Here is a 21,258-nt window from a genome sequence, read left to right on the forward strand (position 1 = left end):
TGTCCGGTGGCGGTTGGTGGACCGTCGCACGCCTATGGCGGGCGATGCGTTGGAGGGCGAGAGCCCACCGGTTCTTTACTGACTTCTTTCCGGGATTGCAGCCACGCATCGTCCGCCACCCTCACCGGTGGCCTGATCCGTAATGGAGGCACCACCATGAGTACCGATCCGACGAACGCGCACGAACTCAACCACCAACTGCTGCGCCTGCGCCGCCTGATGCAGGGCATCGAAGGCACCGCACTGCTGCTCTGCGACCACCAGCTTGCCCAGGCCAGTGGCAGCACCTCGCCGCTGCACGGCAAGCAACCGGCCGAAGCCACCCACGCCATGCTGTGCCTGGCCATCAATGGCCGCCGCTGCGCGGAAACCGTGGAACGGCTGGTTGCCGGACCGACCCACCATTGAAGGTAGCGCCGGGCCACGCCCGGCGTGCGTGCTTTCGTAGAGTCGAGCTTGCTCGACTGCTTTTCGCGAACGGCAGTCGAGCAAGCTCGACTCTACAAAGCGTGGCTACCGCCGTCCTTCCACCGCCATGCGCACGGCCAGCCCGGCCAGCACCGTGCCCATCAGCCAGCGTTGCGCGGCCTGCCAGCTTGGTCGCGCGGCCAGGAATGCCGCAATGCTGCCGGCCATCAGCACGATCACCGAGTTCACCGCCAGGCTGACCGCGATCTGGGTGAAGCCCAGCACCACGGACTGTGCCAGCACGCTGCCGTGGCCATCCGGATGCAGGAACTGCGGCAGCAGGGACAGGTACATCACCGCGATCTTCGGGTTCAGCAGGTTGGTCAAAAAGCCCATCGCGAACAACCGGCGCGGGCTGTCCACGGGCAGGGCATGCACCGCGAAGGGCGAACGTCCGCCCGGCTTCACCGCCTGCCAGGCCAGGTACAACAGGTACAACGCGCCGCCGATGCGCAGCGCGTCGTAGGCGAAGGGCACGGTCATCAGCAGGGCGGTGATGCCCAGCGCCGCGCACAGCATGTAGAACACGAAGCCCAGCGCCACCCCGCCCAGCGACACCAGCCCGGCGCGGCGGCCCTGGCAGATCGAGCGCGAGACCAGGTAGACCATGTTCGGCCCAGGCGTGAGCACCATGCCCAGCGACAGCAGGGCGAAGGCCAGCAGGTCGGCGGCGGCGGGCATGGCGACGTTCCGTGCGGTGGGCGTGGCGCAGTGTAGCGCCGCCTGCACCGGGGCTGGCTTAAAATTGCCGCACCCCACACCGATGTCCCCACCATGACCCCCATTCCCGAAACCGTGCCGCCCATCGAAGTGCGCATGGCCGAAATCGTCTTCCCCAACCACACCAACCACATGGGCACGCTGTTCGGTGGCCAGGCGCTGGCGTGGATGGACAAGGCCGCCTTCCTCGCCGCCGCCCGCTACTCGCGCCGCACCGTGGTGACCGCGCGCAGCGACCAGGTCGATTTCAAGCTGCCCATCCGCATCGGTCAGATGGTGGAGACCGTGGGCCGGATCGTTGAAGTGGGCCGCAGCTCGATGAAGGTCGAAGTGGAACTGATCGCCGAAGACCTGCACAGCGGCGAGCGCAAGCTGTGCACGCGCGGCCACTTCGTGATGATCGCGCTGGGTGACGACGGCCAGCCGACCGCCGTGCCGCGCCTGCCGGGCACCCCGGCGGCCGACCCGGCCAGCTGACCACGCGCTTGCGGGGGTGCCCATGCGCCCCCATTCTGCTGCCATGACCCCGCCGCTGACCGATTTCATCGACCGTGCCCAACGCCTGTTCGTGCTGACCGGCGCCGGCTGCAGCACCGCCTCGGGCATCCCCGATTACCGCGATACCGACGGCCAGTGGAAGCGCACGCCGCCGGTGACCTACCACGCCTTCATGGGCGAGGCGGCCACCCGCCAGCGCTACTGGGCGCGCAGCTTGCTGGGCTGGCCGCGCTTCGGCCTGGCCCTGCCCAACGGCACCCACCAGGCACTGGCTGGGCTGGAAGCGCGTGGCACGCTGCAGGTGCTGCTGACCCAGAACGTGGACGGCCTGCACCAGCGTGCGGGCAGCCGGAACGTGATCGACCTGCACGGGCGGCTGGACCGGGTGCGCTGCATGGGCTGCGAACGCCGCAGCGGGCGCGAGGATTTCCAGCAGCGACTGCTGGATGCCAACCCGGGCTGGGACGCGCTGGAAGCGGGCATCGCCCCGGATGGCGACGCCGATCTGGAAACGGATTTTTCCGCCTTCGTGGTGCCGGACTGCCCGTACTGCGGCGGCCTGTTGAAGCCGGACGTGGTGTTCTTCGGCGAAAACGTGCCGCGCGAGCGCGTAGCGGCCGTGCATGAGCACTTGCAGCAGGCCGATGCCGTGCTGGTGGTGGGCTCCTCGCTGATGGTCTATTCCGGCTTCCGCTTCGTGCAGGCCGCCGCCAAGGCCGGGCTGCCGGTGGCGGCGCTCAACCGTGGCCGCACCCGCGCTGACGACCTGCTGCAGTTCAAGGATGAACGGGACTGCGCCGAGGCGTTGGCGGGCTGGGCCACGCCCTGAGCCGAGCATGGGCTCGGCTCTACAAGGGCTGCCGGCTTCTGTAGAGCCGAGCCCACGCTCGGCTGCATCAGGTCGCGCGAAACAGCGATCCATCCAGATGGTTGATCCGCAGGCCGCGCAGCGGTGCAATACGCACCCCCTCCGCATGTCCTGACCGTCTTGAGCCAGCTGTTCTCGCCGATGTCCCTCGGCCCCCTGACCCTGCCCAACCGCATCGTGATCGCGCCGATGTGCCAGTACTCCGCCGAAGAGGGCCGCGCCAGTGATTGGCACGCCATGCACCTGGGCAACCTGGCGCAGTCCGGTGCCGGCCTGCTGATCCTGGAAGCCACCGCGGTCGAGCCGCGCGGGCGCATCAGCTGGGCCGACCTGGGCCTGTGGGACGATGGCACCGAGGCCGCCCTGGCGCAGGTGCTGGCCAGCGTCCGCCGCTGGTCGTCGATGCCGCTGGGCATCCAGCTGGCCCACGCCGGCCGCAAGGCCTCCACCGCCCGCCCGTGGGACGGTGGCCGCCAGCTGCCGGCCGACGATGCCAACGGCTGGGCCACCGTGGCCCCGTCGCCGGTACCGTTCCACGCCACCGATCCGGCGCCCGAGGCGCTGGATGAAGCCGGCATCGCCGATATCATCGCGGCCTTCGCCGCCAGCGCGGTGCGTGCCGAGCGCCTGGGCTTCGAGCTGATCGAGATCCACGCCGCGCATGGTTACCTGCTGCACCAGTTCCTGTCCCCGCTCAGCAACCGCCGCACCGATGGCTACGGTGGCTCGCTGCCGAACCGCCTGCGCCTGCTGGTGGAGGTGTTCGATGCGGTGCGTGCAGCGGTGTCGGACAAGGTGGCCGTGGGCGTGCGCATTTCCGCCACCGACTGGGTTGACGGTGGCTGGGACCTGGTGCAGAGCGAAGCGCTGGCGCAGATCCTGGATGCGCGTGGCTGCAACTTCCTGCACGTGTCCAGCGGCGGCCTCGATGAGCGCCAGAAGATCAGCGTCGGCCCGGGTTACCAGGTGCCGTTCGCGGCGGCCATCAAGGCCAAGAAGCTGCGCATGCCGGTCATCGCGGTGGGCCTGATCACCGAGCCGGAACAGGCCGAATCGATCCTGCGCCACAACCAGGCCGATGCCATCGGTCTGGCCCGCGGCATCCTGTACGACCCGCGCTGGCCGTGGCACGCCGCCGCCGCGCTGGGCGACAGCGTGGTGCCGTCGTCGCAGTACCTGCGCTGCGAGCCGCGCGAAGCACGCAACGTGTTCCGCGCGCGCTGAAGCTCAGACCTGCCAGGCCGGTGCCATGCCGGCCTGCAGGTGCTCGAACAGCGCGCGGATCTTCGCGGTGAAATCGCGGCGGTCGCTCACGCAGAAGAACACCTCCATCGGCGCCGGCTGCCACGCGCTGGCCGGGCCGAATACCGCCTGCAGGCGGCCATCGCGCAGATAGGGCTCGGCCACGAACGCGGCCAGCCGGGTGATGCCCGCGCCGGCTGCCGCCAGCTCGGCCAGCGCGTCGATGTCATCGCAGACCATGCTCGGCGGCAGCGCCGCGTCCACCCGCTGGCCGTCCTTCAGCAGGCCCCAGCGCAGCGGCCGGCCATCGGTGGGAAAGCGGTGCAGCAGGCCGCGATGGCCGTTCAGCGCGGCCGGATCGCCCGGCGTGCCGTGCGCCTCCAGGTAGGCCGGCGAGGCACAGAACACGAACGGGATGCGCGCCAGCGGCCGCGCCACCAACCCGTCTTCCAGCTGCGCGCCGATGCGGATACTGGCATCCACCGCCTCCGGCCCGTGCTGTACGGCGCGATCGCTCAGGCGCAGTTCCAACTGCAGTTGCGGGTAGCGCTGCTGCAGGCTGGGCAGCAGGGGTGCCAGCACGTGGCGGCCGAACGCGCTGCTGCTGGCGATGCGCAGCGGCCCGGACGGTTCGATATCGCCGGCGGTGACCATCGCCTGCGCGCGCGCCAGGTCCGCCTCGATGTGCCGCACCTGCGCCAGGTACACCGCACCGGCCTCGCTCAGCGCCAGCTGCCGCGTGCTGCGGTTGAGCAGGCGCACGCCCAGGTGGGCTTCCAGCCGGTTGATGTTCTGGCCCACGGCGGTGGCGCTGATGCCGAGCTGGCGGGCCGCGGCGGCAATGCTGCCGGTCTCTGCGGTGCGGGTGAAGCTGCGGATGAGCTGCAACAGGTTCATGACCGACCAGCTTGCCATGCGGAAGGACAAGTATCGCTTGGGTCTGTGCCAAGCGTGGCGGGGCTGTGCGCCGGCCGCCGCACCGCTAGCCTGCCGGCCCACTTCACTCGACGCGATATGCCATGTCCTACCCCCGATCGCCCCGCTGGAAGCTGCACGCCCGCAGCACGCCGTTTGTCTTCGCCTTCTTCATGGCCGGCCTGATGGCGCTGCTGATGTGCCTGGTCATCACCGCCGCCAATGCCGGGCTGGGCAGCGGCTATCTGGCGCGGGTGCTGGCCGCCTACCAGATGGCCATGCCGGTCGCGTTCTGCGGCGTGCTGCTGGTGCGCCCGCTGGTGGTGCGGCTGGTGGCGTTGACGGTGCATCCGCACTGAAGATCGGTTGCATCTGACAGCATTGTGCATCGCGGCAGGATGCTGCCCTACACTCGGGCGATGCGCCCCGATTCCATTCTTACTCTGTCCTGCCCCGACCGCACCGGTATCGTCTACCGCGTCTCGGGGCTGTTGTTCGACCACGGCTGCAACATCCTCGACGCCCAGCAGTTCGGCGATGAGGAGAGCGGACGCTTCTTCCTGCGCGTGCATTTCGACCGCGACGCCAGCCTGCCGCTCGACACCGTGCATGCGGCGATGGCCGCGCTGGCCGCCGACTACGGCATGGACTGGCAGCTGCACGACGGCCGCCGCCGCGCGCGCCTGCTGGTGCTGGTCAGCAAGCAGGGCCATTGCCTGAACGATCTGCTGTTCCGGGCCCACAGCGGGCAGCTGAAAGTGGACATCGCTGCGGTGGCATCGAATCACGCCGATTTCGCGCCGCTGGCCGCGTCCTACCAGGTGCCGTTCCACCACCTGCCGGTGAACGCCGAAACGCGCGCCGTGCAGGAACAGCAGATCATCGACCTGGTCGAGCGTGAGCGCATCGACCTGGTGGTGCTGGCGCGCTACATGCAGATCCTGTCGCCCACGCTGTGCCGCGCCCTGGCCGGTCGCGCGATCAACATCCACCACAGCTTCCTGCCCAGCTTCAAGGGCGCGCAGCCGTACCACCAGGCGCACGCGCGCGGGGTCAAGATCATCGGCGCCACCGCGCACTACGTCACCGAGGATCTGGACGAAGGCCCGATCATCGAACAGGACGTGGCCCGCGTGGACCACGCCATGGCACCGCGCGAACTGGTGCGGCTGGGCAGCGATACCGAATCGCAGGTGCTGGCGCGCGCCGTGCGCCGGCACGTGGAGCACCGCATCCTGCTCAACGGGCACCGCACGGTGGTGTTCCGCTAGCAACGGCTGTGACCCGGTAGTGCCGGCCGCTGGCCGGCAACTGCAGAGATCCCGAGGTTGCCGGCCAGCGGCCGGCACTACCGTTGTGGGTCAGGCGATCGCAATCCCTGCCTTGCCCAGCGCCTCGCGCACCATCGCGTCGTTGGCTTCGGTCACCGGCCGGGTCAGGTCCCACAGGAACTTGACGCGGAAGCCGGATTTCACCGCGTCCTGTGCGCTCCACAGCACGCAGTAATCGCGCGCCAGGCCGCACACATGCACCTCGCGGATGCGGCGCTCATGCAGCCAGCCGGCCAGGCCGGTCGGTGGGCGTTCGCCCTCCGGGCCTTGGTTCTCGCGGAACGCGCTGTACGAATCCACCTGCTGGCGGGTGCCCTTGCGCAGGATCAGGTCGGCCACGGTCCAGTCCACGCCCGGGTGCAGCGCGGCGCCGTCGCTGCCCTGCACGCAGTGGTCCGGCCAGAGCGTCTGCGGCTGTGCATGCAGCAGGATGCTCTCGAACGGGCGCGTGCCCGGGTGCTGGCTGGCGAACGAGGCGTGGTCGGCCGGGTGCCAGTCCTGAGTGGCCACCACCGTGCGGTAGTGGCGCTGCGCCAGCAGCTCAGCAATCGGCGCCACCAGCGCGTCACCCTGGTCGCAGGCCAATGCGCCACCGGGCATGAAGTCCGGCTGCAGGTCGATCACCAGCAGGGCGACATCGGCGGGCAGGGCGGTCATGGCAGGGTCCAGCGCAGCAGAGGGGGCGACCAGCGTGGCCGCCCCCTGCGCGCACGTCAATCGCCCTGCGGCGTTTCGGCATCCTGGCCGTAGTACAGCAGGCCGATCTTGATGCGCTCGCGGCCGGTTTCGCGGCGGTGGCGGTTGGCATCGCGCAGCGAGTACACGCAGCCGCAGTATTCCTGCTGGTAGAACTGCTCGCGCTTGCTGATTTCCACCATGCGGCTGGCACCTCCACCCTTGCGCCAGTTGTAATCCCAGTACTGCAGGCCCTCGTAGCGCGACGCAGCGCGGATGCCACAGTCGTTGATCTGCGCCATGTTCTTCCAGCGCGAAATGCCCAGCGACGAACTGATGGTGTCGTAGCCGTGCTCATGCGCGTACAGCGCGGTGCGCTCGAAACGCATGTCGAAGCACATCGTGCAGCGGATGCCGCGCTCGGGCTCGTTTTCCATGCCGCGCGCACGGCTGAACCAGTTGTCGGTGTCGTAGTCGCAATCGATGAAGGGAATGCCGTGCTGCTCGGCGAAGCGGATGTTTTCCTGCTTGCGCAGCTCGTATTCCTTCACCGGGTGGATGTTGGGGTTGTAGAAGAAGATCGCGTAGTCGATCCCGGAGGCAGTGATCGCCTCCATCACTTCACCCGAGCAGGGCGCGCAGCACGAATGCAGCAGCAGGCGCTTGCCGTCGGCGGGCAGGGACAGGTCGGGGCGTTGGAACTCGGTCATCGTCGGGTGCATCTGGGCGTGGGCAACGGGTCTGGCCGGAAACCGTGAACAGGACGCGCGCGGCCACCCCGCCTGCACGCGCAGGACGAAGACGGCCCCGGCAACCTCCCCGCGGAGATTCCAGGTCGAGTCAGGGGACGGTCGTGTCCCCCGGCCGGGGCCGGTATTCGGGCTGATGGACACGGGCCGCAGCCCACCTACTACCTGCCGCTTCCCAGGCGCGAGCCCAGTGCTGTTGGCAGGATTCGTTTCCATTCACCGCTGCGGGGCAGCTCCGGAATGGGCGCGCGAGGCGCCTTCACCGGATTCCCATTCAAATCCCTGCCGTTGTCGCAACGACGGCAGGGATACCTTCGGCGTGCCCACGGTGGACGCGTTGCTGGCGTGGGTCAAGGGGGATGCGTCCACTTACCCCCAGTAGATCCACGCCATGCGTGGATGCGCCCTCAGTGCTGACCCGCCGCCCGCGCGCGGATCTCATCCAGCCGCTGGTCGTACAGCAACCGGCCGTTCTCCCACACGGTCACCATCGCGTCCTCAAAGCCGGCCGGCAGGGTCGGGTCACCGCTGGCCGGCAGCGCCACCGTATGCAGGCTGCCATCGTCCAGGCGGCGCAGCAGGCGCATGCGGCCGCGCTTGCTGGTCTTGCCGGCGTCGGTGATCGGGTCCTTGTAGACGTCGATCCATTCGCCGTCCACCCGCGCGGCCGAGCACTTCAGCGCGAACTTCTGCGTATCGCGGTCCAGCCGCTGCAGCAGTGCGCCGCCCATGCCGAAGGCCACGTTGTCGGCGGCGTAGCCGTCGCCGGTGATGCGCTGCAGGATCGCGCGGATCGTGTCCGGGTTGATGCCATCGCCCTGGATCACCCGCACGTGGTTGAGCACGCGGTAGCCCTTGCCGTTGATCGTATGGCCAAAGGCCTCGTCCAGCCGGCGCAGGCTCTCGGCCACCACCTCCACCGGGTCGCCCGAATCCGGGCGGATGACCAGGGTCGCGCCCGAAGCGATCACTTCATCGCGCAGGGTGGTACCCCAGTGCTCGCTGATCGCGCGGTAGATGTCATAGCTGTCCGACACCACCGCGACGATCGCACCGGGCTTGCCGAACTGGCGCAGCATGTTGCGGTACGCATCCACCTCGCGCTCGCGGCCCCAGCTGGTGATGGTGCTGTGCTCGGCAGCGGGAATCGAATAGCCGGCCATCGGCGCGTGGTAGTGCGCGCGGGCCAGGCACAGCGCCGAAACCGTATCGGTGCCGAGGAAGTTGACCAGGTGCGCGGCACCGCCCAGCGCGGCCGACTGCAGGCTGGACACACCGCGTGCGCCGAAGTCGTGCAGCTTGAACGGCAGCTGCCCTTGCGGGTCGTCGCTGGTCTGCTGCAGGAAGCGGGCGATCGTCTGCCGCGCATGCCAGCTGATGGTGGCCACGGTGACCGGGTACCACACGCGCAGCAGCAGGGTTTCCAGGTATGACGGCACCCAGAACGCGGCCGGGTCGGTCGATTCGATGGTCATCAGTGCCTGGTGCGTGGGCACCACGCTGCCCTCGGGCACGGCGCGGATGCGTACCGGCAGGTGGCCACCGAGGCGGTCGACGATATCGCGCCAGCCGGCTTCATTGAACGGTTCGCCATGCGCGGCGAATACCGCAGCGGCGTCGTCGATGTCGGCGTGGGTGATGGGCCGTGCCAGCGCGTCCTTGAGGATCGCCTGCAGGCCGAAGAACACCGTGCGGTCGTGCAGGCCGCCGCGCGATTCCACGTAGAAGAACGTGGCATCGGTACCCGGCGGGTACTGCAGCCAGTGGCTGGCCTTGTAGCTGTCGGTGTCGAGGAGAAGATTATCGAGGTAGTGCATGACGGAAGCTCCTTCGCGTCGAGTGACACCGGCGGTCTATCCGCCGGTGGGGAGGCCGGACCTGTCAGCCGCGGCCGAGGAAATACTCCAGGATGTGCAGGTGGTCTTCGAACAGCTGCGGGCCCATTTCCAGGGCTTCGCTCACCGGAATCCAGCGCGCCTTGTCGGCGTCGTCGCCGCCGCGCACCGCCGGCAGTTCGCCGGCCGGGAATTCGAAGTGGAAGCCGTGGGTGATGGTGCGGCCACGCTGGCTGCGGTCGGGGTGGTCGAACACCTGCTGGCTCTTCAGCGAGCCCTTCAGCACCGGCAGTGGAATCTTCAGCCGGGTTTCCTCGCGCAGCTCGCGCAGGCAGCTGTCCAGCAGGCTCTGTTCCTGGCCGACGAAGCCACCAGGCAGCGCCCACAGGCCCCTGCCGGGTTCCGAACGGCGGCGCACCAGCAGCACGTGGCCCGAATGCACCACCACCGCATCGGTGGTGACGAACGTGGGCGCGTACGGCGCGTCCTTCCAGGCCGCCTTGTACTGTTCGATGAAACGGTACTCGGCCACCAGCTGGCCATAGGCCGGTGCGCTTTTGCGGAACGCTTCGAGCATGTCGTACACCGGCGCCGGCACGTTGCCACGCAGCATCAGCAGCGCACCGTGGAAGTCGACATCGCCGGCTTCGAACAGGTAGCGGCGCAGCTCGGTGGCCGACAGGGTGGCGGTGTGCTGCACGTCCACCAGCGGCCACTGCGGGAATTCGCGCAGGTAGTAGCTGGAGGCGTCCTTGTCCATGCCGATCAGGCCGACCTTGGCATCGGCGGCGGCGCCGTCGTTGCGCAGGGCTTCGGCCACCTGGCGCTGCACGTTGGCGATCCACTGGGCTTCGTTGTACAGGTGGTCGCGCAGCGGGCGGATCAGCAGGCGATCGGTGTGGCCATCGAGGGCCGCCTGGATCATCACGGCACGTTCGGCCACGGTCCAGGGATTGCGCAGGCTGCGGGGGGTGTCAGCAGAGCCGACCAGGAAGATCAGCTTGCGGGCCCGGCTCAGGGCCAGGCGGGCAACGGCGGCGTGGCCGTTGTGGAAGGGCTCGAAACGCCCGATGAAGACGAGATAGTCGAATTCCATGAGAATCCCTCATGTCGTTGTGGCAGCCGCGGGTCTGTCCCTTGGCTTGCTGTCGATGCTACGCCGATGGTGGTCAGGGTCAAGTGCACCGGCCAGTAGATCCACGCCATGCGTGGATGCCTTGCCCTTCCGTGGGCGGGTTCTCAGGCGGTGAGAAGCCTTCGCGTCATACTGCATCCGTAGCGTCGGGTGGCATCTCAGGCACAGTCAGCGGGGGCAGGGTAGTGGCAGACAAGTACTGCGATCTGGTCATGAAGGGCGGCATCACCAGCGGCATCGTGTACCCCAATGCGGTACTGGCGCTGGCCCGCGATTACCGGTTCAAGAGCATCGGCGGCACCTCGGCCGGCGCCATTGCGGCGGCGGTGGCGGCCGCGGCGGCGTATGGCGATCGCCGCCAGCAGGCGGGCGAGCACCTGGCCGACGGCACCGGTTACGGCGGCCTGTCTGGGGTGTCAGCGCAGTTGTCGCGGCGCGGCTTCATCTACAGCCTGTTCCAGCCGGCACGCGGCGCGCGGGCGGCCTACCGGCTGCTGGTGGCGCTGACCGGCGGCTACGGGTGGCCGCGCAAGCTGTTGTGCCTGGCGGTGGCCGTGTTCGAGATCGCTCCGCTGGAAGTGCTGGTGTCGCTGGCGCTGCTGCTGGGCCTGGGCTGGTGGGGCGGTGGCTGGAGCGGCGTGGCCGCCACCCTGCTGCCGTCGCTGCTGTGTGCCTATGGCGCCGGCGTGGCCGGTGCCGCGCTGCGGGTGGCGCGGGTGGCACGGCGCAACCTGCTGGGCCTGTGCAGCGGCCTGGGCCGCGATGCACGCAAGCCGGCACTGACCGAATGGCTGCACCAGAGCCTGCAGGAACTGTCCGGCAAGCCGCTGGACGCACCGCTCACCTTTGCCGATCTGCACGATGCACCGCGTTATGCCGGCGAGCCGGAGAGCCCGCATGCCATCAGCCTGCAGATGATCACCACCTGCGTGTCGCACAACGAACCGCGCACGCTGCCGCTGGGCGGTGCGCAGTTCTGGTTCCTGCGCGAAGAGTTCGAGCAGCTGTTCCCGGCCAGCGTGGTGCAGTGGCTGGTCGACCACGCCGGCACGCCGGTGGACGTGGAAGGACGGCAGTACTACCACCTGCCACAGGGCCCGCAGCTGCCGGTACTGGTGGCCACGCGGATGAGCCTGAGCTTCCCGCTGTTGATCAGTGCGGTGCCGCTGCATGAGCCGGCGCGCCGCGAGCGCCGCTGCGCGCCGTCACCGGCCACCCCTGATGCCGAACACAACGTGGCCGACAGCATGGAAGGCCTGACCAGTGCCGGCCAGTCCTGCGGGCCGGTCATCACCGCGTTCCGCATCTGCTGGTTCTCCGATGGTGGCATCAGCAGCAACTTCCCCATCCACCTGTTCGACGCGGCGATGCCGCGCTGGCCGACCTTCGCCATCAACCTGGTCTACCCGCAGCATGCCGAGGATGTCAGCCACGGCACCACCGGCCAGCAGGCGCTGGAGCGCGCCGTGGTGCTGCCCACCGAGAACCGCCATGGCTGGCAGCGCCATTACCAGTCCATCGCCACGCCGCTGGCCGCGGCCGAGCTGGGCCGCTTCCTGTTTGCGGTGGTGGCCACCATGCAGAACTGGCGTGACCTGCTGCAGGCACGCGCACCGGGCTACCGCGACCGCATCGTGCACGTCAGCCTGCAGGGCGACGAAGGGGGCATGAACCTGGACATGCCACAGGAGGTGCTGAGCCGCATTGCCGACAAGGGCAGCCTGGCCGGCGCACGCTTCTGCGCGTTCTCGTTCGAGAACCACTACTGGATCCGCTGGCGCAACCTCGCTTCGGCCTACCAGCGCTACACGCTGGAAGTGGCGCGCACCGATGACCCGGCGCAACAGGTACTGGCCTACCGCGCGGCGTATTCCATCGTCGCCAATGGTGAGCCGGTGGCGCCGTCGTACAAGCTGGGTTCGGAAGACAAGCGTCGCGGGTCACAGCAGTTGTGGGCGCAGATGGTGGAGCAGGGCCGCACGTGGGAAGACCTGGGCCCGGATCTGACCGACGGTGCACCGCGCCCGCTGCCGCAGATGAAGGTGACGCCGATCTACTGAGCGCGACCGATACAATCGCGGCCCCCACTGCAAGGAACGCTTCATGTCCTCCCGCCAACACCTGCTGGACCTGCTGGAACGCCTCGATGCCCGGGATCCGGACCACCTGCCGGTGGTGCCGCTGGCCGCGTACTTCGAAGGCAACGATTTCGAAGAGTGCATCGCACCGAACCAGTGGGGTTACGGCCGCCCGCCGATTGCCGAGCTGTACGCACGCCTGGCCGCGATAGCCGCAAAGCCGGAAGTGGAGGGCGTGTACGTGGGCCTGCACCAGGACTGGGGAAGTGCACTGGAAGATGACAGCGAATGGCCGGCCGCCGAGAACGTGCACGTACTGACCCGCGCCGACGCCGCAACCGTGGAAGGCTGGCTGCAGGGCCTGGAGTGCGACGGCGTTGGCGAAGGCTGGCCGTACGGGCAGCACATTGATGCCCCCGTGCCTTCCGCAGGCCATCGCGCACTGACCGTGTTCTGGGATTAGTAGAGCCACGCCACGCGTGGATGCACTTCGCGCACGGCCAGAGCGTGCCGACCAACGGTCGGCACCTACCGGTAGCTCCACGCCACGCGTGGATGCACTTCGCGCAGGGCCGGATCGTGCCGACCAACGGTCGGCACCCACCAGGGCGGTAGATCCACGCCATGCGTGGATGCACTTCGCACACGGATGGATCGTGCCGACCAACGGTCGGCACCCACCAGGGCGGTAGATCCACGCCACGCGTGGATGCATTTCGCGCACGGATGGATCGTGCCGACCAACGGTCGGCACCTACCAGTAGAGCCACGCCACGCGTGGATGCATTTCGCGCACGGCTGGATCGTGCCAACCAACGGTGGGCACCTACCGGTAGATCCACGCCACGCGTGGATGCATTTCGCGCAGGGCCGGATCGTGCCGACCAACGGTCGGCACCTACCAGTAGATCCACGCCACGCGTGGATGCACTTCGCACACGGATGGATCGTGCCGACCAACGGTCGGCACCCACCAGGGCGGTAGATCCACGCCACGCGTGGATGCATTTCGCGCACGGCCAGAGCGTGCCGACCAACGGTCGGCACCCACCGGTAGATCCACGCCATGCGTGGATGCACTTCGCACACGGATGGATCGTGCCGACCAACGGTCGGCACCAACCAGGGCGGTAGATCCACGCCACGCGTGGATGCATTTCGCGCACGGCTGGATCGTGCCGACCAACGGTCGGCACCCACCAGGGCGGTAGATCCACGCCACGCGTGGATGCATTTCGCACAGGACCAGAGCGTGCCGACCAACGGTCGGCACCTACCAGTAGAGCCACGCCACGCGTGGATGCATTTCGCGCACGGCCAGAGCGTGCCGACCAACGGTCGGCACCCACCATCACCATCACCATCACCATCAGCATCAGGTTCCAACAGCTCGCGGGAAACTGTCGAAGGCGGGGTGGGTCCGGTTGAGGGGGTGTGAGCGGCATGGATGCCGCGACCAAGCCCCCATGGACGGGTTTACGGCGTCCCCCTCAACCGGACCCACCCCGCCAACCCACGGAAAGCCAGCTCTTGCTGTTGAGGTTGCCGGCCAGCGGCCGGCACTACCGCGGGTGCAGGGCGCAGCCCTGCAAAACCCCCCTACCTCCCCGGCAACTGCGCAAACGCGCGCTGCATGCAGTCCTCGCGCGGGCACACCCGGCACCCCGGGCCGATCGACACCGAGTTGCCCGGGCTCTGCACATCCAGCCCCAGCGAATACACCAACCGCTCCGCATGCTGCAGGTCGCACCCCAGCGCCACCGCGAACGTCTTGCGCGGCTGGCCATGGCCCACCGGCCCGCTGCTGACCTGCCGCGCCAGCCAGAAGTGGCGTCGCCCATCGGGCATGCGCGCGGTCTGCGTCAGGATGCGCCCCGGCTGGTTGAACGCCTCGTAGACGATCCACAGCGGGCACGACCCACCCACCTGCGAAAAATGGAAATCGGTGGCCGAATGGCGCTTGGACACATTGCCCGCACGGTCCACGCGGATGAAGAAGAACGGCAGCCCCGGCGCACTGCGCCGCGCCAGCGTGCTCAGCCGATGACACACCGCCTCGAAGCCCACGCCGAACTGATGCGCCAGCAGTTCGATGTCATAGCTGCTGGCCTCGGCCGCACGCAGGAAGCGCATGTACGGCATCACCAGCGCACCGGCGAAGTAATTCGACAGGCCGATCCGCGCCTGCGCGATGCGCGCCTCGTCGTGGAAGCCCGCGCGCGCGATCACCGCATCGATCTGCGGCAGGTAACCGTGCAGGGCCAGCTCGGCCGCCATCTGGAACGCCTGCTGGCCCGGCTCCAGGTAATCGGGCAGCCACAGCCGGCGCGCACCGGCATCGAACTGGCGCTTCTCGCGCCCGGCCTGCAGCGCGGCCACTTCCACCAGCACGCCGTGGCGGTCGGCCAGCAGCTGGCGCAGGCGCGGCGCCACGTGCCCGGGTGACAGTCCCCACTCGGCGAACAGGCGCTCGGCCAGCTCGTCCAGCTCGGGGATGTGGTTGTGCATGCGGTTGAAGAACTCGCGCACCTGGTCGCCGGCGGGCAGGGTGCTGCCGGCCTCGGGCTCGCCCAGCTGGAACTCCAGCGCGGCGGCGTGCTCGCGCAGGGCCAGGTGGCGGCGATGCAGGTCCAGCAGGGCGCGGCTGACCTGCGGCAGGTTGCCGGCCAGTGCCCGCAGCTCGGTCGCGCTCACCTCCGCCAGGCCGAGGTCGCGCAGGGTCTCGCCCAGCGCCTCCTGCAACGCGGCGGGCTCATCATCGTCGAACAGGGCAGAAACGTCGCCCAACACCTCGCCCAGCTTCTTCTGAACGGCCGGGGTCAGCGGGCGCTTGTTGCGCTCGATCTGGTTCAGGTAACTGGCCGACAGGCCCAGGGCACGGGCCAGGTCCACCTGGCTGTAGCCACGCTGCTCGCGCAGGCGCAGCAGGCGCAGGCCCAGCTGGCGTTGTGAAGGCTGGGAATTCACAGAATTAACATGAATCGTCTGGCGTGTTGGCCAGATTAAGCGGATTCAGGCCGGAAATCGAGGAGGGTGCTGTGAATAATGCCAAGCATCTTTCGAGCCAGTGGGATTGTCGTCATGACTGTTGCAGCGCCCCGTATCCGCATGCTGATCGATGGCCAGTTCGTCGAATCGGCCACCTCCCACTGGCAGGACGTGATCAATCCGGCCACCCAGGACGTGCTGGCCCAGGTGCCGTTCGCCACCACCAGCGAAGTGGATGCCGCCGTTGCTGCCGCCAAGGAAGCCTTCAAGACCTGGCGCAAGACCCCGATCGGCACCCGTGCGCGCATCTTCCTGAAGTACCAGCAGCTGATCCGCGAGAACATGAGCGAGCTGGCCCACATCCTCACCGCCGAACAGGGCAAGACCCTGCCGGACGCGGAAGGCGATGTGTTCCGCGGCCTGGAAGTGGTTGAGCACGCCGCTGCCATCGGCAACCTGCAGCTGGGCGAGCTGGCCAACAACGTGGCCAACGGCGTGGACACCTACAGCATCATGCAGCCGCTGGGCGTGTGCGCCGGCATCACCCCGTTCAACTTCCCGGCGATGATCCCGCTGTGGATGTTCCCGATGGCGATCGCCACCGGCAACACCTTCATCCTCAAGCCGTCCGAGCAGGACCCGATGGTGACCATGCGCCTGGTTGAACTGGCGCTGGAAGCCGGCATTCCGAAGGGCGTGCTGAACGTCGTCCACGGTGGCGAGGAAGTGGTCAACGCGATCTGCGACCACCCGGACATCAAGGCCGTGTCGTTCGTCGGCTCCACCCGCGTCGGCACCCACGTCTACAACCGCGCCTCGCTGGCCGGCAAGCGCGTGCAGTGCATGATGGGCGCCAAGAACCACGCCGTGGTGCTGCCGGACGCCAACAAGGAACAGACCCTCAACGCGATGGTCGGCGCCGCCTTCGGTGCGGCCGGCCAGCGCTGTATGGCCGCCTCCACCCTGGTGCTGGTGGGTGAAGCGCGCAACTGGGTGCAGGACCTGGTGGCCAAGGCGCAGACCCTCAAGGTCAGCGGCGGCACCGTGTCCGGCACCGACGTCGGCCCGGTCATTTCCTGCAGCGCCCGCGAGCGCGTGGAAGGCCTGATCGCCTCCGGCGTGGAGCAGGGCGCCAAGCTGGTGCTGGACGGCCGCAAGCCGCAGGTCGATGGTTTCGAGAAGGGCAACTTCGTCGGCCCGACCATCTTTGCCGGTGTCACCACCGACATGCGCATCTACCAGGAAGAAATCTTCGGGCCGGTGCTGGTCATCCTCGAAGCGGAAACGCTGGACGAGGCCATCGCCATGGTCAACGGCAACCCGAACGGCAACGGCACCGCGCTGTTCACCCAGTCCGGCGCGGCGGCCCGTCGCTTCCAGGAAGACATCGACGTCGGCCAGGTCGGCATCAACGTGCCGATCCCGGTGCCGGTGCCGCTGTTCTCGTTCACCGGTTCGCGCGCCTCCAAGCTGGGCGACCTGGGCCCGTACGGCAAGCAGGTGGTGCTGTTCTACACCCAGACCAAGACCGTCACCGCACGCTGGTTCGATGACGAGACGCTGAGCCACGGCGTCAACACCACCATCAGCCTGAAGTAAGGGCAGGAGCAGCCATGAGCCACTCGATGACGACGGACCAGGAAGAAGCGCAGCAGGCGTACCGCGAAGCCGCGCGTGACTTCGCACAGGCCGAACTGGCGCCGCACGCCGCGCGATGGGATGCGGAGGGCATCTTTCCGCGCGAGGCGATCGCCAAGGCCGGTGAACTGGGCTTCTGTGGTCTGTACATGGACCCGGAAGTCGGCGGCAGCGGCCTCAGCCGCCTGGACGCCGCCGTCGTCATCGAGGAGCTCGCCAACGTCGATCCGTCGACCGCGGCGTACATCAGCATCCACAACATGGCTTCGTGGATGGTCTCCAAATGGGGCCAGGCCGGACTGCGTGATGCGTGGGGCACCGACCTGTCCTCGGGCAGCAAGCTGGCCTCGTACTGCCTGACCGAACCGGGCGCTGGCTCGGATGCTGCTTCGTTGAAGACCACCGCCGTGCGCGACGGTGACTTCTATGTGCTGAACGGCTCCAAGGCCTTCATTTCCGGCGCCGGTGCCACCGAACTGCTGGTGGTGATGGCGCGTACCGGCGGTGCCGGTGCAGGCGGTGTCAGCGCCATCGCGGTGCCGGCCGACCTGCCGGGCATCAGCTATGGCCGCAAGGAAGAGAAGATGGGCTGGAACAGCCAGCCCACCCGTGGCATCACCTTCGAGAACGTCCGCGTGCCGGTCAGCCACCTTCTGGGAGAGGAAGGCGGCGGCTTCAAGCTGGCGATGAAGGGGCTGGACGGCGGCCGCATCAACATCGCCGCCTGCTCGCTGGGTGCCGCGCAGGGCGCGCTGGATGCCGCACGCCGCTACATGGGCGAGCGCCGCCAGTTCGGCAAGGCGCTGGCCGATTTCCAGGCGCTGCAGTTCAAGCTGGCCGACATGGCCATCGAACTGGTGGCCGCGCGGCAGATGGTGCATTCGGCTGCGCGCAAGCTCGACGCTGGTGCCAGCGATGCCAACGTGTGGTGCGCGATGGCCAAGCGCTTCGCCACTGATGCCGGCTTCAAGATCTGCAACGAAGCGCTGCAGATCCACGGCGGCTACGGCTACATCCGCGAATACCCGATCGAGCGCCTGCTGCGCGACAGCCGCGTGCACCAGATCCTGGAAGGCACCAACGAGATCATGCGGGTGATCGTTGCCCGCCACCTGCTCAACACCGAAGAGGAACTGCGATGAAGGATTGGCGTACCCAGGAGCACGTTGGCCTGAAGGTCGAGGCCGATGGCCACACCGCCGTGGTCACCCTGCACAACCCGCCGGCGCACACCTGGACCGTGCACAGCTTGGCCGCGCTGCGCGACCTGGTGGGCGCGCTCAACGCAGACCGCGACATCTACGCGCTGGTGATCACCGGTGACGGCGAGAAGTTCTTCTCCGCCGGCGCCGACCTCAACCAGTTCGCCTCGGGCGACAAGGGCGCCGCACGCGAAGCCGCGCGTCGCTTCGGTGAAGCCTTCGAAGCGCTGTCCGCGTTCCGTGGCGTGTCGATCGCCGCCATCAACGGCTACGCCATGGGCGGTGGCCTGGAATGCGCGCTGGCCTGTGACCTGCGCATCATCGAAGACCACGCCCAGGTCGCGCTGCCGGAGGCCACCGTCGGCCTGCTGCCGTGCGCCGGTGGCACCCAGAACCTGCCGCGCCTGGTGGGCGAGGGCTGGGCCAAGCGCATGATCCTGCTGGGCGAGCGCGTCAACGCGGAAACCGCGCTGCGCATCGGCCTGGCCGAAGAGAAAGTCGGCAAGGGCGAAGCCAAGGCACTGGCGCTGGAATGGGCGAAGAAGGCCGGCAAGCAGAGCCCGACCAGCATCGCCGCCTGCAAGACCCTGGTGCAGTCCACCCGCACCGGCACCCACGCCTCGGCGCTGGTGGCCGAGCGCGAAGCCTTCGTCGACCTGTTCGACACCGCCGACCAGGTCGAGGGCGTGACCGCCTTCCTTGAAAAGCGCGCCGCGCAGTGGAAGAACGCATGACCGCCGACACCGTTGCCGACGACGCACCGGTGCTGTTCGAAGAGCGCGTGGCCGGCAACGGCACGCGCATCGGCATCGCCACCCTCAACGCGCCGCGCACGCTCAATGGCTTCTCGCTGCCGATGGCACACCTGCTGCTGAAGCAGTTGAACGCCTGGGCCGATGACGAGGCCATCGCGATGGTGGTGCTGCAGGGTGCGGGCGAAAAGGCGTTCTGCGCCGGTGGTGACCTGCACAGCCTGTACAAGGCCATGGTCGCCTTCCGCGAGGCTGGCCACGGCGATATCCGCGAAAACGACTACGCCGCCGAGTTCTTCGACGTCGAGTACCGCGTTGATTACCTCATCCACACCTACGCCAAGCCGATCCTGTGCTGGGGCCACGGCATCGTGATGGGCGGTGGCATCGGCCTGATGTCCGGCGCCAGCCACCGCGTGGTCAGCGAGCGTTCCAAGCTGGCCTTCCCGGAAATCACCGTCGGCCTGTTCCCCGATGTCGGTGGCAGCTGGCTGCTGCCGCGCGTGCCGGGCAAGGGCGGCCTGTTCCTGGCCCTGACCGGTGCGCTGCTCAACCCGGGCGATGCCATCTATGCCGGCCTGGCCGATGTGCACGTGGCGGAAGACCGCCGCAGCGCAGTGTTCGATGCGCTGCTGCAGGTGGCCTGGTCCAGCGACGCCGCGCACAACCACGAACGCCTGGATCATCTGCTGCAGTCGCATGCCAGCGACGCCGCGACCGGCCCGCTGCTGGCCAACGCCGCGCAGGTTGACGCGCTGTGCGAAGGCGATGACCTGTCCGCAATCATCGACCGCATCAGCAGCCTGCAGACCGACGATGCCTGGCTTCAGGCCGCACAGAAGACCCTCGCCGCCGGTGCACCCGGTTCGGCGCGGCTGGCCTTCGAGCTGCAGCGCCGCAGCGCCGGCCAGGACCTGGCCAGCGTCTACCGCCTGGAATACATCACCGCGCTGCATTGCGCAGCCCACGGCGATTTCGCCGAAGGCATCCGCGCGCTGCTGATCGACAAGGACCGCAACCCGCAGTGGAACCCGGCCACCCTGGCCGAGGCCACCGCCGCGTGGGCGCAGACATTCTTCGTTTCCCCCTGGGCCGACGCCGCGCATCCGCTGGCCGACCTGGGCACTCCCCTTGCTGAAAGGAGCCTTGCATGAGCCGCATTGCATTCATCGGGTTGGGCAACATGGGTGGCCCGATGGCCGCCAACCTGGTCAAGAACGGCCACACCGTGCGCGTGTTCGACCTGGTGCCGGCTGCCGTCCAGGCCGCCGTCGATGCCGGTGCCAGCGCCGCACCGTCGGCCCGTGACACCCTGGCCGATGCCGAAGTCGTGATCTCGATGCTGCCGGCCAGCCGCCATGTCGAAGGCGTGTACCTGGGCGAGGATGGCATCCTCGCCGCGATCCCGGCCGGTGCGCTGGTCATCGACTGCAGCACCATCGCCCCGGCCAGCGCCCGCAAGGTGTCCGAAGCCGCTGCCGCACGTGGCCTGCAGATGCTCGATGCACCGGTGTCCGGCGGTACCGCCGGCGCACAGGCCGGCACCCTCACCTTCATCGTCGGTGGCGAAGAGGACGCACTGGAACGTGCGCGCCCGGTGCTGCAGGCCATGGGCAAGAACATCTTCCACGTCGGTGCCAGCGGCGCCGGCCAGGTGGCCAAGCTGTGCAACAACATGGCGCTGGGCGTGATCATGGCCGTCACCGGTGAAGCCATCGCTCTGGGCGTGGCGCACGGGCTGGACCCGAAGGTGCTGTCGCAGATGATGGCGGTGAGCACCGGCCGCAGCTGGGCCACCGAAGTGTGCAACCCGTGGCCGGGCGTGCTGGAAAACGCCCCGGCCTCGCGCGGCTACAGCGGCGGCTTCGGCAGCGATCTGATGCTGAAGGACATGGGCCTGGCGGTGGAAGCGGCGATGAGCGTCGGCGCCTCGATCCCGCTGGGCGAAGTGGCCCGCAACCTGTACTCGATGAACCACCAGGCCGGCCGCGGCAAGCTGGATTTCTCCAGCGTCGTGCAGCTCATCACGAGCGAGAAGTAAGGCTTGAACGTGTAGAGCCGAGCCCATGCTCGGCGCTACACAAGCAAATGCGTCCCCGGCCATGTGCCGGGGCCCACCCGAGGTGGGATGGGCGGATGCCCGGTTTCGACCGGCATCCGCCCA

At 68.3% G+C, this 21,258-nt stretch carries 20 protein-coding genes and 1 riboswitch; of the genes, 13 read left to right on the plus strand and 7 right to left on the minus strand.

From position 1 onward, the window contains the following. Window positions 1-156 precede the first annotated feature (156 nt). Complete coding sequence (locus tag QMZ26_RS06965) at window positions 157-408, plus strand: hypothetical protein (protein WP_283220998.1); 252 nt, start codon at window positions 157-159, stop codon at window positions 406-408. Between the two features lie 105 nt (window positions 409-513). Here QMZ26_RS06965 and QMZ26_RS06970 read toward each other — a convergent pair whose 3' ends face one another. Next, window positions 514-1,149, minus strand: coding sequence for a LysE family translocator (locus QMZ26_RS06970; RefSeq protein ID WP_283220999.1), 636 nt, complete (start codon window positions 1,147-1,149; stop codon window positions 514-516). A gap of 93 nt (window positions 1,150-1,242) precedes the next feature. Between QMZ26_RS06970 and QMZ26_RS06975 the strand changes: the two genes are divergently transcribed. The 3 genes from QMZ26_RS06975 (at window position 1,243) to QMZ26_RS06985 (ending at window position 3,778) form a co-directional block, all read left to right on the plus strand. After that, entirely contained in the window at window positions 1,243-1,665 is a 423-nt protein-coding gene (locus QMZ26_RS06975; RefSeq protein WP_079224850.1) for an acyl-CoA thioesterase, read from the plus strand. A gap of 43 nt (window positions 1,666-1,708) precedes the next feature. Next, a complete protein-coding gene (locus QMZ26_RS06980; RefSeq protein ID WP_283221022.1) occupies window positions 1,709-2,515 on the plus strand; it encodes an NAD-dependent protein deacetylase in 807 nt (268 codons plus the stop codon). Between the two features lie 159 nt (window positions 2,516-2,674). Next, a complete protein-coding gene (locus QMZ26_RS06985; RefSeq protein ID WP_283221000.1) occupies window positions 2,675-3,778 on the plus strand; it encodes an NADH:flavin oxidoreductase/NADH oxidase in 1,104 nt (367 codons plus the stop codon). Window positions 3,779-3,781: 3 nt separating this feature from the next. Here the strand turns inward: QMZ26_RS06985 and QMZ26_RS06990 are convergent, their stop codons facing one another. Continuing rightward, complete coding sequence (locus QMZ26_RS06990) at window positions 3,782-4,693, minus strand: LysR family transcriptional regulator (RefSeq protein WP_283221001.1); 912 nt, start codon at window positions 4,691-4,693, stop codon at window positions 3,782-3,784. Window positions 4,694-4,815: 122 nt separating this feature from the next. On the opposite strand from QMZ26_RS06990, the gene QMZ26_RS06995 reads away from it, so the two are divergent. Next, a complete protein-coding gene (locus tag QMZ26_RS06995) occupies window positions 4,816-5,070 on the plus strand; it encodes a DUF2798 domain-containing protein (RefSeq protein WP_283221002.1) in 255 nt (84 codons plus the stop codon). A 60-nt stretch (window positions 5,071-5,130) separates the two neighbouring features. Beyond that, window positions 5,131-5,982 carry a formyltetrahydrofolate deformylase gene (purU, locus tag QMZ26_RS07000; protein WP_079224860.1) on the plus strand — a complete coding sequence of 284 codons (852 nt, stop codon included), beginning with the start codon at window positions 5,131-5,133 and terminating at the stop codon, window positions 5,980-5,982. A gap of 90 nt (window positions 5,983-6,072) precedes the next feature. Here purU and pncA read toward each other — a convergent pair whose 3' ends face one another. The 4 genes from pncA to QMZ26_RS07020 form a co-directional block, all read right to left on the minus strand. Beyond that, window positions 6,073-6,699 carry a bifunctional nicotinamidase/pyrazinamidase gene (gene pncA / locus QMZ26_RS07005; RefSeq protein WP_283221003.1) on the minus strand — a complete coding sequence of 209 codons (627 nt, stop codon included), beginning with the start codon at window positions 6,697-6,699 and terminating at the stop codon, window positions 6,073-6,075. A 56-nt stretch (window positions 6,700-6,755) separates the two neighbouring features. Further along, window positions 6,756-7,427, minus strand: coding sequence for an epoxyqueuosine reductase QueH (locus QMZ26_RS07010; RefSeq protein ID WP_108745731.1), 672 nt, complete (start codon window positions 7,425-7,427; stop codon window positions 6,756-6,758). 158 nt (window positions 7,428-7,585) lie between these two features. Beyond that, window positions 7,586-7,779, minus strand: a riboswitch (cobalamin riboswitch). A 94-nt stretch (window positions 7,780-7,873) separates the two neighbouring features. Beyond that, entirely contained in the window at window positions 7,874-9,283 is a 1,410-nt protein-coding gene (locus tag QMZ26_RS07015) for a nicotinate phosphoribosyltransferase (protein ID WP_283221004.1), read from the minus strand. 64 nt (window positions 9,284-9,347) lie between these two features. Beyond that, window positions 9,348-10,403 (minus strand): bifunctional nicotinamide-nucleotide adenylyltransferase/Nudix hydroxylase, encoded by a 1,056-nt coding sequence (locus QMZ26_RS07020; RefSeq protein WP_200734309.1) that lies wholly within the window; start codon window positions 10,401-10,403, stop codon window positions 9,348-9,350. Window positions 10,404-10,621: 218 nt separating this feature from the next. Between QMZ26_RS07020 and QMZ26_RS07025 the strand changes: the two genes are divergently transcribed. Both QMZ26_RS07025 and QMZ26_RS07030 read left to right on the plus strand, forming a co-directional pair. Next, window positions 10,622-12,496 carry a patatin-like phospholipase family protein gene (locus QMZ26_RS07025; protein ID WP_283221005.1) on the plus strand — a complete coding sequence of 625 codons (1,875 nt, stop codon included), beginning with the start codon at window positions 10,622-10,624 and terminating at the stop codon, window positions 12,494-12,496. 43 nt (window positions 12,497-12,539) lie between these two features. Beyond that, complete coding sequence (locus tag QMZ26_RS07030; RefSeq protein ID WP_283221007.1) at window positions 12,540-12,977, plus strand: hypothetical protein; 438 nt, start codon at window positions 12,540-12,542, stop codon at window positions 12,975-12,977. Window positions 12,978-14,113: 1,136 nt separating this feature from the next. Here QMZ26_RS07030 and QMZ26_RS07035 read toward each other — a convergent pair. Then, window positions 14,114-15,481, minus strand: coding sequence for a short-chain fatty acyl-CoA regulator family protein (locus QMZ26_RS07035; RefSeq protein WP_283221008.1), 1,368 nt, complete (start codon window positions 15,479-15,481; stop codon window positions 14,114-14,116). 114 nt (window positions 15,482-15,595) lie between these two features. On the opposite strand from QMZ26_RS07035, the gene QMZ26_RS07040 reads away from it, so the two are divergent. From QMZ26_RS07040 to mmsB, 5 genes are read left to right on the plus strand one after another with little or no spacing between them, the layout of a single operon-like run. Then, window positions 15,596-17,101: a CoA-acylating methylmalonate-semialdehyde dehydrogenase gene (locus QMZ26_RS07040; RefSeq protein WP_283221009.1), complete on the plus strand. Its 1,506-nt coding sequence runs from the start codon at window positions 15,596-15,598 to the stop codon at window positions 17,099-17,101. Between the two features lie 14 nt (window positions 17,102-17,115). Then, window positions 17,116-18,282 carry an acyl-CoA dehydrogenase family protein gene (locus QMZ26_RS07045; RefSeq protein WP_283221010.1) on the plus strand — a complete coding sequence of 389 codons (1,167 nt, stop codon included), beginning with the start codon at window positions 17,116-17,118 and terminating at the stop codon, window positions 18,280-18,282. Further along, window positions 18,279-19,076 (plus strand): enoyl-CoA hydratase, encoded by a 798-nt coding sequence (locus QMZ26_RS07050; protein ID WP_079224875.1) that lies wholly within the window; start codon window positions 18,279-18,281, stop codon window positions 19,074-19,076. Before QMZ26_RS07045 ends, QMZ26_RS07050 begins: the two co-directional genes overlap by 4 nt. Further along, entirely contained in the window at window positions 19,073-20,248 is a 1,176-nt protein-coding gene (locus QMZ26_RS07055) for an enoyl-CoA hydratase/isomerase family protein (protein WP_283221012.1), read from the plus strand. Before QMZ26_RS07050 ends, QMZ26_RS07055 begins: the two co-directional genes overlap by 4 nt. Further along, a complete protein-coding gene (mmsB, locus tag QMZ26_RS07060) occupies window positions 20,245-21,135 on the plus strand; it encodes a 3-hydroxyisobutyrate dehydrogenase (protein WP_079224879.1) in 891 nt (296 codons plus the stop codon). The genes QMZ26_RS07055 and mmsB overlap by 4 nt, the downstream gene beginning before the upstream one ends. Window positions 21,136-21,258: the final 123 nt, after the last annotated feature.

This window comes from Stenotrophomonas sp. PFBMAA-4, assembly GCF_030053215.1.
GTDB lineage: Bacteria > Pseudomonadota > Gammaproteobacteria > Xanthomonadales > Xanthomonadaceae > Stenotrophomonas.

Coding starts and splice junctions, on each gene's coding strand:
- QMZ26_RS06995 (WP_283221002.1), top strand. CDS start 4,816: ATGTCCTACCCCCGATCGCCCCGCTGGAAGCTGCACGCCCGCAGCACG.
- QMZ26_RS07050 (WP_079224875.1), top strand. CDS start 18,279: ATGAAGGATTGGCGTACCCAGGAGCACGTTGGCCTGAAGGTCGAGGCC.
- QMZ26_RS07015 (WP_283221004.1), bottom strand. CDS start 9,283: ATGCACTACCTCGATAATCTTCTCCTCGACACCGACAGCTACAAGGCC.
- QMZ26_RS07010 (WP_108745731.1), bottom strand. CDS start 7,427: ATGACCGAGTTCCAACGCCCCGACCTGTCCCTGCCCGCCGACGGCAAG.
- pncA (WP_283221003.1), bottom strand. CDS start 6,699: ATGACCGCCCTGCCCGCCGATGTCGCCCTGCTGGTGATCGACCTGCAG.
- purU (WP_079224860.1), top strand. CDS start 5,131: ATGCGCCCCGATTCCATTCTTACTCTGTCCTGCCCCGACCGCACCGGT.
- QMZ26_RS07030 (WP_283221007.1), top strand. CDS start 12,540: ATGTCCTCCCGCCAACACCTGCTGGACCTGCTGGAACGCCTCGATGCC.
- QMZ26_RS06975 (WP_079224850.1), top strand. CDS start 1,243: ATGACCCCCATTCCCGAAACCGTGCCGCCCATCGAAGTGCGCATGGCC.
- QMZ26_RS06990 (WP_283221001.1), bottom strand. CDS start 4,693: ATGAACCTGTTGCAGCTCATCCGCAGCTTCACCCGCACCGCAGAGACC.
- QMZ26_RS06970 (WP_283220999.1), bottom strand. CDS start 1,149: ATGCCCGCCGCCGCCGACCTGCTGGCCTTCGCCCTGCTGTCGCTGGGC.
- QMZ26_RS07040 (WP_283221009.1), top strand. CDS start 15,596: ATGACTGTTGCAGCGCCCCGTATCCGCATGCTGATCGATGGCCAGTTC.
- QMZ26_RS07045 (WP_283221010.1), top strand. CDS start 17,116: ATGAGCCACTCGATGACGACGGACCAGGAAGAAGCGCAGCAGGCGTAC.
- QMZ26_RS06980 (WP_283221022.1), top strand. CDS start 1,709: ATGACCCCGCCGCTGACCGATTTCATCGACCGTGCCCAACGCCTGTTC.
- QMZ26_RS06965 (WP_283220998.1), top strand. CDS start 157: ATGAGTACCGATCCGACGAACGCGCACGAACTCAACCACCAACTGCTG.
- QMZ26_RS07055 (WP_283221012.1), top strand. CDS start 19,073: ATGACCGCCGACACCGTTGCCGACGACGCACCGGTGCTGTTCGAAGAG.
- mmsB (WP_079224879.1), top strand. CDS start 20,245: ATGAGCCGCATTGCATTCATCGGGTTGGGCAACATGGGTGGCCCGATG.